This window comes from Tateyamaria sp. (genome assembly GCF_039940735.1).
GTDB lineage: Bacteria > Pseudomonadota > Alphaproteobacteria > Rhodobacterales > Rhodobacteraceae > Tateyamaria.
Map to the genome: position 1 here is coordinate 1 of NZ_JBDVGB010000023.1, position 15877 is coordinate 15877.

A 15877-nucleotide genomic window follows, 5' to 3' on the forward strand; every position below is an offset into this window, starting at 1 on the left:
GTCGCCACCAATCATCAGCACAGTGTTGAATTGAACTTTGTCACCTGCATTTGCGGCCAGCTTTTCAATACGGAGCACGTCGCCCGATTGAACTTTGTACTGTTTGCCGCCGGTTTTCAGAACCGCGAACATATGGTCTTCCTTTTTCTGCCGCGTCGTGTGGCCCCGGTTTCCCAGCGTTTTGGCCCCTTAGATCGGGTGCCGCCTCGGACTGCGCGCCCTTTGGGGCGTCATGTAAATCAAAACCAGCCCGCAGATGTGCAGGCTGGCAACGCGCCGCTTATGTGCAGATCAGGGTGGCAAGTCAAGGGGGCTGGCCGCCCTTACAACTCGTTTTGCGGCAAAAGTCGGCCGACCGCCTGCCCTAATGCAAAAGACAGGGTGGTATAGCTGGCGCCAAAGGCTTCAAAGACGGCGGCGTCGACCGCTTGGCCCACGTCTGTTTCCCAAAAAGCGGTGTAAATCGCAATGTCGTCCGCACTGAGTGGGGACTGTGCAAGCGCATAATAGCCGCGCAACCAGCTTTCGGTTTCAGCGCGCACCGCATCGCGTTGTGCATCAAAATCGGGCGTGTCTTGTGGTCCTGTGACAGCTGCCATGCCATCGACAAAAGCGATGCGCGCCTGCATTGAGGTGTCAGAGTTGCGTTCAACCAAGTCGCGAACTGTCAACAGATTTGACACCGCATCGCCTTGCGCAGAGGGCGCGGATTTGGCGGCGGCTTCAAGGGCGCTGTCCATCAACGTGCGCCGCGCCTGTATTTCCAAGTCAACGATCCGCGCGCCAAGTTCGCTTTCAAAGAACAACAGCGCCTGCGCCGCGGCGTCAGGGTCTAAAGCCTCGGCCATGCCAGCGCGCAATTCTTGTTGCAACCGCGCAGGGTCGTAAAGTTGGCGCACCATTTCAGCAAAGACGGTCCCGCCCTGCCCGTTCAGCAACCCTTGGTCCAAGGTCACGCCCGCCTCCTGCCCCTCGATCGCAAAGATATCGACCAAAGCAGGCATGCCCATCGCGTCGACCAATTGATCCACTTGGGGGTTGGCCCACGCCGCTTGGGCAGACATCACTACACAGGCGACAAAGGTGGAAAGCGCGCGCCTCATAGTTCTTGGCTCGGCTGTAGACGCTGCATCGCGCCGGCCAAGGCCTCAAAGCGGTTGGCCATCACCTCATATTGAACGGCATTCATCAAATCATAAACCTGTCGCATTTTGGGATTCTCTAACGCTTCAACATATTCAAGCACCTCAGCATCCGAAAACGACTGATAGGTGTAAGCCGCCGCGATCATTGCACCGGCCTCGATATCGGCTTTGATCGCGTCTTGATCCGTCGACAGCAGTTCGCGCAAATCAGCCTCGTCCATCTGGAACTCGATCACGCCCGCGCCCGCTGCGGCCAACAAAAAGCGAACTTGTACTTCTTGGATCGCACGCACCGCCGTGCCCGCGCTGTCCGAGGCTTTGTTCATCCGCTCAAGATAGGTCAAGCGCGGGCTTTCGAGCCGCGTAAGCCCCTGAATAATAGACTCGCCGCTTTCTTGTTTCAGCGCTTCTTCTTCGCTCAAATGCGAGGCGTTTTCGACAATCACCAAACGTTTGCCCAGATCAGTGGCGTAAAAGTCCGACGCATGGGTCAATAGATCGTCCTCAAGCGTTTCTTCGAGAATATCCAACGCAATGCCGTGCATGACGTCGTTGGAAAACACATCTTGGGTCAGGCGCGTCCATTCAGTGCCAAAATCTTCGGCCTCAAACCCGAGCATCTGCGGCGCGGTTTCTGCGGACAGGCGGATGCTTTCAAGGGCCACATCAAAGCCGGTGACTTCTAAAAATTCTTCAAGCTTGGCACGATCTGCGGCCAAAGCGAGCACAGGCATCGTCAGGCAAAAGATCAAAGCGGCGAAAGCGGTTCGAACTGCGCGCATGTCATTCCTTTCAGGATCAGTACGGTCCACAAGGGGCCCGTCGGTTTTATCGGATAGAGGGTAGGCAATTTGACGACAAGGTCCACCAAATTTAGCGTGTATGCCTAATTCAGCGAAAAGTGCCTTGCCCTTGCGGCGCGATGGTTCTAATTGGGCGCACCACACAGCGCGGAGAGGTGCCGGAGTGGTCGAACGGGGCGGTCTCGAAAACCGTTGAGCCTTTACGGGTTCCCAGGGTTCGAATCCCTGTCTCTCCGCCACAATCCTTTATTGTGTTTTTTCTCAATATATTAGACACTTGGAGTATCTCACGGAGGATACTTTGGAGGATACGAGTGTCTGAATACCCTGCTACATCCTTGGCTCTGAACAAGGGTAAATACTATGTCCTGCTGACGGTACCGACTGAACTTCGCGAACATTTCAATGGGCGTAAGCAACTCAAACGATCTACCGGCACCCGTGATCTGCAAGACGCCAAGCGCCGTCAGCACAACATTTCAGCGGAACTCTATGCCCAGCTTGACGATTGCAAGCCTGACATCCGTGACGTGATCAGCGATCTTCTTGGTTGGATTGGCGATGCTGACGAGGTCCAACGCTTGGAAGATAACGGAGATCTTGAGGGGCTGATCATGTCCAACAAGTACGCGGAGGACACTCACGATCCAGAGAGAGACCCTGACGAAAGCGCGGTCGATCTGGTTCATGGAGGCGGTGAGAAAGCGCTTGAGGTCTACCGAAAGTGGAAAGCGCAGCAAGTCCAAGGAACAGTTGCCTCTGGTGCGGTCTATTACTCTGTCGCAGTGGAAGAATACCTCGCAACCAATCCTTACGAACCAGAGAAAACCAAGCGTGACTGTGAGTTGTCTCTCAAGCAGTTTCAGGACTTTGGAGGTGATATCGCTCTGTCCGAAATCAATGCCGTCCTAATCCACCAATACGCAGAACACCTTGGGCAGTCGAAGAGCCGCAAAACGATTACCAAGAAGATCAGCTATGTGAAGCGGATGTTTGATCATGCGGTGCGCAAAGGCTGGGTGCCATCAAACGTCTTTGTCGGCCTCGTGCTGGACAAAAAAGTCGGCAGAGCAAAACAGAGCTACGCGGCATTTATGGAAGATGAATTGTCCAAGCTGTTTGCGCAGCCTATGTCCGATCACTTGAGGTCTCTTTTGTCCATCTTGACAACAACCGGAATGCGCCTTGACGAAGCTGCCTTGCTGAATTGGGAGGACGTCAAAGAAGACAAGGCACAAGGCGTTGTATATTTCGATCTCACCAATTCCATCGTGAAGAACAAAGGCTCACAGCGCCGGGTGCCTGTCCATTCCTGCTTGGGTTGGATCACTACAGGCAAAACAGGTCAGATGTTCCCCGAGTTCACCCGCGACAAAGATGGGAAAGCCCAAGCCTCTGCATCTAAAGCGTTGATGCCACTGATACGTCGTGTGACGGACGACAAGACGAAAGTGGTTCACTCCCTGCGTGGCAACTTCAAGGACATGCTGAGGGACGCTGGGGTTTCCAAAGAAGTAAATGATTTCATCATGGGTCATGCGTCGGGTGACGTGGCTGGGAACTATGGTTCTGGGCCAAGCCTGAAAGTGCGTAGGGAAGCCATGGAGAGGCTGTCTTTCGAATTTGTGCATGGTGTCTCAAACTCCGGTTGATGGGTGGATTTGAAACAGGGCAACGTGAGACCGTTGGCGGGGTCGTATTTGGTATATTTGCTTCGAGTTGGGGCTGGGAGAACCTTAGATTTCAACCTAAACGACGCACCCAATGACGGTCGCTTGCCAAAAAAGGTGGGGAAGTAGAGACAAATCGAAATACCTGCACTGAGAGAGTGGGCTTGGTTTTGCCCCCGCCACTTGGGCGAGGACATTTGATCATGCTGCAAGCCTGACGGGAAGACGCCGAAGTTGATTGCAGAGTTCTGTCGTGCTGTCGGCATGAAGCCATGCCTTGAACAAGCCGCGCATACGTTCACTAGGGATGTAAAGATGCACTGGCTCGCCGTTTCTGATCGCCGTTCGCCAAAGGACTTGGACCATCTCTGAGATTGCAAAGAGATCATCGTTCACTTCGATCCCCTTCTTGGTGAAGAAGTTGCGCAAGACAGGTAAGGAGAAACGATTGGCTAGGTAAGCCATTGATCGCTTATGCGCAAAGGCGTTGGTCGCTTTGGTATTCAGCGGAATCCAACATCCCGGACCAGAGTATGCTGCGCCTTTTAGTTCTGTGCGGTGAGACTTAAAGGTTGTCCATGCGTTCTCTCGCGAGCGGGTTTTGGCGTGGTTTTTGAAAAACGTGACTGTGTTCCCTCTAAGCCGCGCCAACGTGGCCGCATCTGCCCTCTTGAACCACGAGGACGACAGAGGCTGCTCATTGCGCACCTGAGTGCCGATGTCATTCCCACGCCCTTCATACACATTGACCAATTCTCGGATGCTAGCTTTGATCTCTGCTTCGTTGTGGTCATGCCAACATACCAACCGATACCCGTTCTCCCAGTCCCCCGAGACAGCCTTCATCTCGAACGATACACGTTCGGCCTTGAGGTAAGACCGCATTGGAGACCCTTCGAACAGGTACGTGAGCACGTAGGTTTGTTCAAAGCACTCAAGGAACTCAGTTGGGAACTGCCAGATCATCAGGCGTTTCCCACGTTTCCCGTCAGCGTAAGATGCCAGATTGCCATTGTCGCAGAGGTGCTTAATCGGAGAGAACTTGCCCTCGTATTGACCATGGTCATCATGGTTCCAGCGCAACCGGTTCGTGATATCATCAACGTACATCTTGCCTGATTGGAATAGATCGTCTTGATCGTCCTTGGTCAGGCCGCCGTAGATATCACAGCAGGTCAGTACTTCATCGATGACCAACGTGTAATTGGCCTTCAATAAGGCGCGGCGGGTATCCTGTGTCAGCATCTTGAACAACTCATGGGTTGTGGCGATGTTCTCACGGTCGTCAATGAGCTTCTGGAGTCCGAAGTACTTGCGACCATGGACGGGTTTTGGGTCCTTGAAGCTAAGGTCTGGGCAAGCCTGTTTGACCCGTTCAACTTCATCCAACAAGGGTGTGACGTAGATGAAGCGGCGTTGCGACCCATCAAACATGGTTTCGACGTTGGTACGGTTCATGTGTTCGATGATATAGGAGGTTTTACCGGCACCCATAATGGTGTCGATGACTGTGACGTTGGTCATGTCAGTTCTTTCATGATTGAGCAGATTTGCCTGCGAGGGCTTGTTCCGCAGATGTAGAGGGAGCCGTTGTCGTGTTTTCGTTATTCAGAAACGCGACAGCTTGAGATCAACCTCCATCAAAGCCATTATATTACAATAGCTTACGTTCTATTTTGATGGTTGACCCTTAAAGAAAGAGTAGTATTTTCTGAGCTAGATACGAAGTATCAAGCGCAAAGCCGATCATCGCAGGAGGACGGTACTAAGCCGTATCGACTTTTCACCATATCATGGGTGGGCCTGAAAAGACGTCATAAACAGTTTAGGCACCAAGCATAGCCAGACCAGCCTTCAAGACGTTTTTGTCTATCAAGGGTCAGTGGTAATCAAGTTCACGTCGTATCTAGGGAGGTCCCTATTGGCTTGAGATGATCCGATTGTAGAAAAGGCCGCGAACAGTGTGCTTACGGCAAATCTAATATGAAGGTTATTGTTGCAATGGGCTACATACCCCACCGAGCAAGGGCTGCTTCAGCATGCTCAGGCTTGTCACGTATCCTTAAGATGGTCTGACGGGTCAGCCCGGTATCTCTTGCAGTGGCTGATACCGTCGCACCCGTCGCGAGCTGGTCTTGAACAGTTTCCATCTTGGTCCGATCATAGGTGGGTTTGCCCCCGCGATATCGATCAGGCTTGGCCTTTGCTGCCTCAATTCCGGCTCTCTGAGCCTCCTTGGTCGCCTCCGCCTGAGCCTGTGCCGTTGCAGCCATGAAGGCAATCAGAGCGTCTCTCACGGCCTCTTGCATGGGGTCACTTGGCGTGCCATCGAAGGTCAATCCGTTGATCACGGTGCGCACGGTGACACCTTGGCGGATGAACAGTCGGATCGTGTCGGTAACGTCAGTGTAGTTGCGCCCCAAACGGTCCACCCAGCGGATTACCAGAGTGTCGCCCTTGCGCAGCATATCGAACAGGCGCTTGCCTTCGGGCCGCTCTGATAACGCGGTACTGACGCCTGACACGCCATGGTCAGACACGACGTGGTCGATGGTGTACCCTGAGGCCTTCGCTTGATTAATCTGGTGATCAAGGCTTTGATCTGCGGTGCTGACGCGGGCATAGAAAACGGTCTGTGTCATGTGGTGCTGTCCTGTCCATGGTGGTTCTGTCCGCAAATATGCATGTCCATGGCTGAAAATCAACCCTCATGGACACATAAAGCGGGCTGCTCATGGGTGTATGTCAAGCTATCCCCCTACGGACACCACGAGTATTCTAGATCAGCGCGTCAAACGCCATTACAGTTCGAGAGCCTGCCGCGGAGCTTATCCCCTAACAATCCGACCCATCTTGATGCCGATGTATATCTGGTGGGCTTGAATATCTTTCAGTGGACCAGTGGTGGCACGGGGGGAGTCGGCGACGGAAGGGACACGTTTTAGGTCACTCACATTTTTGCCCCAATACTTAGTGGCGATTAGTCTCATGAAGTATTTATGAATTAAGCAGCTAGAGCGCGGTTTCGCGGGATCTTTGTACGTCAAGACGAAATCTAACGGGTCGTACGTTGCATTCATTGGCGTATTTGGCTTGAGCCAACTTCTGATTTCAACACATGCTCCATCATACGCAACAGCGCATCATGCATACCGCGCTTAAAATCATCGTCGGACGCATATTTTTTGTATAGGTCGATTTCACGACGGCGTTCGCTCCGCATCGCCTTTTCGAACAATGCCTCACTGGCAATCCGCCGGTTTTGCTGATCGGGGTTACCCACAACCTTGTCTTGGAATGCGGGGTCAGCCATCGCATGCCTTAGTATATTGACAAGCTTCACCCGCTGCTCTTCCGGCGTGGCATCCCAACCGGTGAAATAGCGTTCGTTGAATGCCGCGATGATTAGATCGAGGGGATCTTTCTCTGGATCATCATGGGTACCGCGTGGGTTCGGGTTGGGTGGCTCCAACTCACTATCCGAGTCTTCCAGTCCAATAGCATAGCCAATCTTGACGCGTTCCAGCCCATAGGTGGTCAAGTCCACGCTTTCGAGCAATCCGTTGATCTCGTCCTCATCTGGGTCTTTAACTTTTAGCTTGGGGATCAGGAATTTCAGAAACCAATGCAACATTTCCCAATCCGCGGAGGTGAATGGGATGATACAGGCCACCTGAGCATAGATTTTAACGAATTGCTTTGCCTTGATCTTGATGTCGGGCTTTTGCTCCTCGACCAAATCATCAAACCGCTCTGCAACTGTATCGAGCATCGGTGACAACTGATCAGCATCGACCGAAGCAAAGAATTTCGCGTTAAACTGGATCACTTCGGGCCAGTCATAGATGCCGGTATCGTCCAGCGCATCCTTCAGGTCATGTAGCACGTTCACATCAGTTGGTTCGCTCAACGCGGTCGATGTGTAAAACGGATCGAACGCATCCTTGATGTCTTCAACCGTGTTGTGGAAATCGAGGATGAAGGTTTCTTCCTTGCCCAGCTTGTTGTTGCATCGGTTCAAACGCGACAGAGCCTGCACCGCCAACACGTGTTGCAGCTTTTTGTCCACATACATCGTGGTCAGCATCGGCTCGTCGAACCCGGTCAGGAATTTGTTCGCCACGACCAGTATGCGATACTCATCGGTTTTGAATTTCTTGGGAATGTCACCACCGGGGAAGCCGTTCAACGTGTCCTCAGTGTGTTCCACACCATCAATCAACTTCTTGCCCGTAAATGCCACCAACGGCCTGTAGGGGTTCCCAGCGGTGCTCAGCGCCTCTCGCAGAGCCATGTAGTAGCGGATCGCGGATTCGATGTTGCGAGTGACCACCATTGCTTTGGCCTTGCCCTTCAGTTTTTTGGTGCGCACCACGTTCTGCTCAAAGTGATCGAGCATGATGCCCGCCTTGGTCTTAATCGTCGTGGCATCCGCTTCCACGTATGCCCGTAGCTTGCTCTGGGCCTTCTTCGTGTTGAACTCGGGGTTGCCCTCGACCGACTTCTGAAGCTCATAATAACTTTTGAAGGTCGTGTAGTTCTTCAACACGTCGAGGATGAACCCTTCCTCAATCGCCTGCTTCATCGAATACAGGTGGAACGGCACAAACTTACCATCGCTGTTGGGGCGACCGAACCGTTCCAGCGTGGTGTTCTTGGGCGTTGCTGTAAACGCAAAAAACGATGCGTTCGGGCCCATCTTCCGAGCTTCCATCGCGGCGAGAATCTTGTCCTGCAAGTCCTCAGGCTCTTCTTCATCCCCACTACCGCTAATGGCTTCGTTCATTTTATCAGCGGCACTGCCAGATTGCGAGGAGTGCGCTTCGTCGATGATCACGGCGAACTTGCGGTCGGTTAGATCGGTGATGCCATCCAAGATATGTGGAAACTTTTGAATCGTCGTGATGATCAGCTTCTTGCCGTTCTCCAACGCGCTCTTCAACTCAGCAGAGCTAAACGCATGGGCCACGACATTCTTCACCTCGGAAAACGCCCGGATGTTATCCTTTAACTGCTTATCCAGAATGCGCCGGTCCGTGACCACGATCACGCTGTCGAATAGGTTTTGTTCACCAGCAGCGTCAAAGGTTTCGGTTAGCTGATAGCCTAACCATGTGATGGAGTTCGATTTTCCCGATCCTGCCGAATGCTGGATCAGATACCGTTGCCCAACCCCGTGGTCACGCACATCGGCCAACACTTGCCGCACCACGTCCATCTGGTGGTACCGTGGAAAGAACAACGTCTTCTTCTTTTTACCGGTGTCGGGGTCTTCTTCCTCAACCAATTTGGCGAAGTGTTCGATGATGTTGGTCAGGCTATGCCGTGTCAGCACCTCTTCCCATAGATAGGCGGACTTGTGGCCGGTGGGGTTGATCGGGTTACCCTTGCCGTGGCCATCCCCCTTGTTGAACGGCAGGAAAAACGTGCTCTTGCCCGACAGCTTCGTGGCCATGAAAACTTCGTCGGTATCCACTGCGAAATGCACCAAGCAACGACCGAACTGGAACAGCGGCTCTCGGTGATCGCGTTGTTGGTACTGCTTACGGGCATGAGAAACGTTCTGCCCCTTCCACGGTTGTTTCAACTCCATCGACACCACGGGCAGACCATTGATGAACAACACCATGTCCACGGACGGATTGCTGTCGGTGGTAGAGAAATAGACCTGCCGAGTGACCGAGAAGATGTTGGCCTCAAACAGGCGCGTCACCTCGGGTGTTTTGGTGTTGTAAGGCAGACGGTAGAGCAGCTTGAGGTGCGCATCATCAACGCTGAGACCCTTCTTCAGGACCGTCAGTACACCGTCCTTTTTGATCTTACGATCCAGCCGTTCCAGCACGATGCGTTGCCAGTTCTGACGGGTGCGCAGTTTGTCGAGTTCATCGGATTGCGTGGCCTCAAGGAACGCCCAAAGCTGCACGGTATCCATGGCGAGGTCAGCGTCGAAATCGGCGTTGTTGCCCTTGATGAACTCCGTCGGATCACCATCAACTTCACAAAGGAACGCGGCCTCGATCAGGTCTTCTAGGGCTTTCTCACTCGTTTCACTGACCATGGCTACATACCTAACTTAAATCTTGATTTTGCCCGTGACCGCATTGGCGATCAGGGTTTGTTTGAATTCGTTGAGGGTGCTAATTTCTCTTTTTACAATCTCGTCCAGGCGATGATGCTCAGCCTTGAGCGTAGCTAGTTCGACCTGGATGGTGATCTGCTCGTCATCTGGTGGTAAGATAATTTTTAGTGCTCTGACTCGACCAACGCTTAGTTGCGGAAGCGCAGCACCTTTTACAGTCGGCCCATATTGTGCAGACAAATAGTCTGCCCCAAGCGTTCCAACTAGAAACTCAGGTGTGACACCATTTTTAGGGTTAATGACACAAAGCGAGTCTAGAATCCCTAACCTTACACCGAAGGGCAAAACCCTTGTCGCGCCGATTGTGCCCTTTCGCGAAAAGACGATTGATCCCGATCTGAACCGGCAACGTCCTTCTTGCTCTATCACAATCTTCTCGGAAACTCGACGTGGAGTATCAATTTCTATTTCGTCCCAACCCTTAAACTCTTGGGTTGATATGAATGGGAAACCTTCATCCACATATTCTGGATTGCGGTGGCTTGGGTTCGGGTCAATCACTTCTGACACAGCCATCAAAGGTACAATCTTCCAATACGCTGGTATCTCGCCGATCCAGTCTACGCCGCTGTCTTTCATGGGGGCGTCGGGGTTCAGGCCCTTGGTGACCGCACGGTTGATCAGGATGGCCTTCTGCTCGTTCAGCAGATCGATCAACCGCCGCTTCTTCTCAATCGCCGCATCAATCTCAGCGGTTTTTTCGTCAAGAAAACTTACGATCCGGTTCTGGGTGTCGATGTCTGGATACGCCAGCGGGATATTTTTGAAGTCATCATAGTGCATGTCCCACTGGCCAATTCGCACACCGTATGACAGCGAGTTATAGACCGCGATAAACGGCTGGCTCCGCAGCGTGTAATGCAAAAAACGCGGGGCAATCTTTGATGGGTCGGTTCGACACGTGATGTACGCTGGGCTCACGATGCCATCAAATGCGCTAACGCCCATAGAACCTTGCCAAGCCTTCATCTTGTTGACAACCAGATCACCCGGCTCGACCACCTTGTAGTTCGACGTGTCCAACGAGGTGGCGTTGTGGTTGTCATCACGAGAGTCTTTTAGGATGACCCCGTAATCGCGATAGACGGACAGCACGGGCAAATCAGGTTCACCCCGTTTGCTCTTGAGTTCAGTCACAGCGCGGATGCATTCAAGGCTCCAATCCGATGGGATGTCACCGAGCCAAATTTCTCCGCTATCTTTGTAGCTGTCGTATCTGGATTTTTGATCCAACATCACGGAGCACCCTCGTCAAGCAAACGATCCGGCGACCAGATCAGGTCTGCTAGTTTGCAATAAAGCTTGGACCGTTTGGTCATCTCCTTTGGCCCGAATTCCTCATAGGGTTTGAACTTCAGCCCATGGGTCTTCAACGTTTGTTTGAAGCCGGGATTGTTGTCGTAGAACGCCTCATGCAGCGATTGGGTCAATGCATTGGCCTTGAGGTAATGCGGCAGTTTCTCCTCATAAGTCATGTCGTTCAGGCTGGCGTTGATCTTTTTGGGCAACAGCAGCAGCCCACCGATGTGATTTCGGGTGCGGTCAAAGTCGCCCTGCTGGTCAAACTCATCCGCGAACCGGTCATAGTGGTTGGCCCAGATATGTTCGACCTCATAGGCGTTCTTACCTGACCGGACGATGTAGTCTTCGTATTTGCCCGGAACCCCTGATTGCTGTTCCAACCAATCAGTAAAGCGGGCGAGTTGGCGGTGGATCGCCTTGGAGGTGAACTGATTGAGGTGAACCGGTTGGGAGAAGTCGATCTCAGCCATTTCGTGTTGGAGTTGGTCGTGCAGGATAGTTCGGACCGATGCCAACGACTGGCCACGGATTTTCTGAATCACCAGAAACACGGCATAGGACATGGTGGAATAGCTGTTGGATTTGTAGTTCCAGAACCGCAGGTTCAGCCAGCTGTCGAGGAAGTCAGCGACCACTCCGACCTTGACCGTTGCGGTCGCCTTGTCATCCTCGGGCGTGACGGCGGCGAGCGTGATATGGTGCTGTAGCGTGAAGCCTGCGTCGGCGACATAGCGGACAGACTCCAACCCGTCCTGACGGGTGCTGGCAGCGTCCAAGAGCCGCAGGTAGAGTGCAGCGTAGTAGCGGAAGTTCTGCATGACGAATTGGTGAAAATCACTGCCATGGTTTAGCCCCAGGTCGGCAGAGTGGTTTCTGATCCAGCGATGGTATTCGGTGCCGATCAGGTCGAAATCTTCAGGTTTGGCGTCCTTTTTCCGCTCCCTGATCTTTTGGGCGTATTGCGACCGCAGCCACGCCTTGAAGAAATCGGAGTCAGTTTCCTTGCCGTGTTCCGCAAATAGCGCCAGATATTTCTTGATGAGTTTGTCTGCTTCAAGCCGCTTTTCGGCGTTATCGATGTTGGCCAACAGGTAACCCTTGAGCATGTCGCTCGGCGTCAGTGACAGTCCACGGTCGTTCATGGTCTCGAAGATCGTGTAGGCATCCTCGTCCGCGTAGGCGATGATTTCGATCAGCTTCACCTTTCGCATCAGCCAGTAGATGAACAGGGGCAATGCATCGCCTTGAAGTTCTTCGGGGAAGAGTTCGCCGAGGTCTTGGTAACGAGCTGTCAGGTTTCGCACCGACTCAGATGCGCCGTCGGTGTTGAAAGGCGTATTGTTGAACAACGCCTCCATGCAATCGTTGCGTTCTGGCACATCCATCTTGAATTTCTTTTCGCCAAAGTCATCGGCGTAGATCATGGATTGGATGGATACTGTTTTGTCTTGGCCTTGCTGAAGATTGTTCAGGTAGATCAGCAAGATCGATAGGGATGTCATCCGCTGTTGACCGTCAACGATGTGCCTGATGTCATCGTTCTGGCTGACCACGATTGAGCCGAGGAAATAGTGCCCATAGTGGGCCACTTCTTTCGAGGCATCCCCCGGCTGATAGCTGTCGAAGAAACGCCCCGTCAGGTCATCCACGAGTTCCTGAAGCTGTTTGCGGCCCCATTTGTATTCCCGTTGGTAGTAGTCGATGCCGTAGCTACCACCTGACAGTAGTTCTTGGATGGAGCGGTCATAGCCCTTAATTTCTTGCATCTGATCAGCCTTCTACCGATGTCAGGTTCACCAGACGCTTCAACAGACCGTCGGTTTCTTTTTCCAACGCGAGGATATCCCGTGCGACATCATCCAATTCCCGCAGTGGTTTATGCTGGTAGAAGTAGCGGTTGAAGCTGATTTCATAGCCGATCTTGACCGATGTGATATCGAGCCAGGCATCGTCCACATGGGGCCGTACCTCTCGCAGGAAATAGGCGTGGATACTAACTTTCAGCGGCACGTTCTCACTGTCCCGCAACTCGCTGTCGGATTCGTATTCAGTATATTCGCCAGATTCGCCGGTGGGCCAATACCCATGATCCTGCATGGTGTCCTGGGTGGCATCCAGTTTGGACATCAAAGCCGCCAACTTCTCGGCGTTCAACTTGTGCAGCTTCTTGATGACCTTCTTTGCCTCTTCATCACGCCACGACACGGCATTCAGGATTTGGCTCTTTTGAGCCGCGACCAACTTGACCTTGCGGGATTTCAGGTCAGCATCGACCGCAGCGGTGAATGTGTTGAAATCATCACTGACTTCCTGCCCGATACTGGTCATGAGCCTCGCCGCTTCTTCCATGATCTCCCGCTGGGTCGACCATGTCTTGGGATCCAGCAAGGCTTTACGGTTTTTGGGTGTTAGAGTGATCTCTTCGCGTTCGATGTAATCCTCAATGGCTTCGCGATGGCCCTTGAGGTTGGTGTAAACATCCTCGCCATAGCGTTCCCAAACCCAGCCCATGATTTCTTGCAAGCCAGAAGTAAACCGTAGTGTCGCAATGCGTTCAGGTGTGAATTGCGCCATCTTACGAAGGGGGCGTTCAACGGTAACCTTGTGATAGCCGAGATCGGCGTTGTCGAAGACCTTGGATACTCCGTCGTCCGACAAACGCATAAAATGATCAGTGATGGTGTTGATGTGTTCATCCGCCAGATCGCAATTCTTTTCACCAAGATTTTTGCGCCGTTTGGTATACATCTCCGATGCGTTTATTAGTTGCACCTTGCCTTGCCTGTGGGTCGGCTTTTTGTTCGTCACAACCCAAATGTAGGTGGTGATCCCTGTGTTGTAGAACAGGTTGTTGGGAAGCTGGATGATCGCCTCAACCATATCATTTTCGATCAAGTGGCGGCGGATATTGCTTTCCCCTCCCCCTGCATCACCGGTGAACAAGGATGATCCATTGTGAACTGATGCAATCCGCGAACCAGCAGGGCTATCCTTCAGCTTGCGCATCTTATCCACCATCTCCATCAGGAACAGGAGTTGACCGTCAGATGAACGCGGGGTCGCATCGCACGTCTCGATGGTGCCATCGTATCCAGCAAGATCGATTTTGAATCGCGCGTCCAATACATCCTTACCATCTTTGATGAACTTCAGATCGGTTTTCCATGACTTGCCGTATGGCGGGTTGGACAGCATGAAGTCGAACGTCATCGATGAGAACTCGTTAGTCGCCAGAGTCGACCCCAGTTTGATGTTTTCGGGGTTGTTCCCTTTGATCATCATGTCGGATTTGCAGATCGCGAAGGTCTCTGGGTTCACTTCTTTGCCGAAAATGTAAACATCGGCAGATGATTTTATGCCGCCATCCGGATCGATGATGAAATTCTGTGCCTCGGTCAGCATTCCACCCGATCCACACGCCGGATCGAAAACGGTCAACACCGGCGGTAAGTTGCCTTTCACCGGATCAAACAGCAAGTGTGTCATCAGTTTGATGACCTCTCTGGGCGTAAAGTGTTCCCCGGCTTCTTCGTTGTTTTCTTCGTTGAACTTACGGATTAGCTCTTCGAAGACATACCCCATGCCTAGGTTAGACAACCCCGGCTGAACACGCCCGTCAGGACCACGTTTGTCGTGCGGGGTCAGATTGACGTCCTCGGCGACGTATTTTTCGATAACATCGAACAGAACGTCAGCTGCGATCATCTTGCGTATCTGGGTCCGCAGGTCAAAATTCTCGATGATCTCTTTTACGTTTTCACTGAAACCATTGATGTAGTCATCCATATTTGCTTCAAGCTGTGACGGGTTACCTAGAAGTGACTTCAGCATCCACTCCGACGTGTTGTAAAATACATAGCCTGATGCATCACGCATCCCGGCGGGGTCCAATTCGGTCAACCCAGCATCCTCGGTTTGGAATTTCATTTCCTCGCGTACAGCCTGTTTAGTTGGCTCTAACAAGCAATCCAACCGACGGAGCACGAACATCGGAAGGATCACATCGCGATATTTGCCGCGAACGAATACATCCCGAAGACAGTCATCAGCGATGGACCAAATGAAACTTACAATCTTATTGTGTGCAGTGTGGTCCATTACTTCTCAATCTTCCCTTGGTGGTGCAACCGCTCTAAATTTTACAGCTCTTGGTAGCTCAAGGCGGCCCAAAGTGAAATGAATTCCATCAGTTGGGTGCCGCTCATTTCTATCGCGTTGGTAATGAAACTAGGAGTTTGGCTTCCTCGATAGGCAAAATCTCGAGCGTGTGGAGCAAATGAGCCGACGAATATCCGGTTCCGCCCATCCAAACAGTAGCGCAAGCGTCAATCGCTGATTGACCGGTCCAACCCAAAGTCCAACTTTATGACCGCCTCGCGCTTTTGCTCCATCGAGTTATCGCCTGATTACACGCCGTAACTCATGGTTCTCGTCTGATACCCCAAGATATCCGCCGCGACACCCTCAGGCACTTCGGCTAGGTCCATCAACTTCGCTAGGGCTTTATCCACTCCATCGACTGGAGGATATAGGGCGCATATTGGAGAGGATACCCCTTCGTTAACGTGTTGTTTTAGTTTCCCTTTTTAAACTCCCCTCGAATCCCTGTCTCTCCGCCATCCATCCTAATTTATCAGTTTTATCTCAATTGGTTGGATGGCTCTTTGCATCGAGCGCCCCCCATTTCACCCACCATTTGGAATTTGATTGTCTCCTTGAGTTTTCTTTCAGCACTGAGAACAAGACGGTGAAGATCGCTCAATTGTCACAACAAAATGAAAAAGCCGCCCCGAAGGGCGGCTTTGTTGTTTCAAAGGC

10 protein-coding genes and 1 tRNA gene are annotated in these 15877 nt (G+C 52.3%); 2 read left to right on the forward strand and 9 right to left on the reverse strand.

Going from position 1 to position 15877, the window contains the following annotated elements; genetic code table 11:
* The 3 genes from rplU to ABJF76_RS04580 all read right to left on the reverse strand — a co-directional run.
* A partial coding sequence (gene rplU, locus ABJF76_RS04570; protein ID WP_413822519.1) for a 50S ribosomal protein L21 occupies window positions 1–132 on the reverse strand: 132 nt, incomplete at its 3' end.
* A gap of 191 nt (window positions 133–323) precedes the next feature.
* Entirely contained in the window at window positions 324–1103 is a 780-nt protein-coding gene (locus ABJF76_RS04575; protein WP_348503992.1) for a DUF2059 domain-containing protein, read from the reverse strand.
* Window positions 1100–1927, reverse strand: coding sequence for a DUF2059 domain-containing protein (locus ABJF76_RS04580; RefSeq protein WP_413819370.1), 828 nt, complete (start codon window positions 1925–1927; stop codon window positions 1100–1102). Before ABJF76_RS04580 ends, ABJF76_RS04575 begins: the two co-directional genes overlap by 4 nt.
* Before the next feature lie 170 nt (window positions 1928–2097).
* Between ABJF76_RS04580 and ABJF76_RS04585 the strand changes: the two genes are divergently transcribed.
* A tRNA-Ser gene (locus ABJF76_RS04585) sits at window positions 2098–2187 on the forward strand.
* 75 nt (window positions 2188–2262) lie between these two features.
* Window positions 2263–3600 (forward strand): DUF6538 domain-containing protein, encoded by a 1338-nt coding sequence (locus tag ABJF76_RS04590; protein ID WP_413819371.1) that lies wholly within the window; start codon window positions 2263–2265, stop codon window positions 3598–3600.
* Window positions 3601–3819: 219 nt separating this feature from the next.
* Here ABJF76_RS04590 and ABJF76_RS04595 read toward each other — a convergent pair whose 3' ends face one another.
* The 6 genes from ABJF76_RS04595 to ABJF76_RS04620 form a co-directional block, all read right to left on the reverse strand.
* Window positions 3820–5142 carry a hypothetical protein gene (locus ABJF76_RS04595; protein WP_348503995.1) on the reverse strand — a complete coding sequence of 441 codons (1323 nt, stop codon included), beginning with the start codon at window positions 5140–5142 and terminating at the stop codon, window positions 3820–3822.
* 482 nt (window positions 5143–5624) lie between these two features.
* Complete coding sequence (locus tag ABJF76_RS04600) at window positions 5625–6260, reverse strand: recombinase family protein (protein WP_348503996.1); 636 nt, start codon at window positions 6258–6260, stop codon at window positions 5625–5627.
* 434 nt (window positions 6261–6694) lie between these two features.
* Window positions 6695–9550, reverse strand: a complete 2856-nt coding sequence (locus ABJF76_RS04605; RefSeq protein ID WP_413822518.1) for a type I restriction endonuclease subunit R — start codon at window positions 9548–9550, stop codon at window positions 6695–6697.
* A gap of 141 nt (window positions 9551–9691) precedes the next feature.
* Entirely contained in the window at window positions 9692–10993 is a 1302-nt protein-coding gene (locus ABJF76_RS04610) for a restriction endonuclease subunit S (protein ID WP_348503998.1), read from the reverse strand.
* Window positions 10993–12825, reverse strand: coding sequence for a DUF262 domain-containing protein (locus tag ABJF76_RS04615; protein WP_348503999.1), 1833 nt, complete (start codon window positions 12823–12825; stop codon window positions 10993–10995). The genes ABJF76_RS04610 and ABJF76_RS04615 overlap by 1 nt, the downstream gene beginning before the upstream one ends.
* A gap of 4 nt (window positions 12826–12829) precedes the next feature.
* Window positions 12830–15157, reverse strand: coding sequence for a class I SAM-dependent DNA methyltransferase (locus tag ABJF76_RS04620; protein WP_348504000.1), 2328 nt, complete (start codon window positions 15155–15157; stop codon window positions 12830–12832).
* Window positions 15158–15877 lie beyond the last annotated feature (720 nt).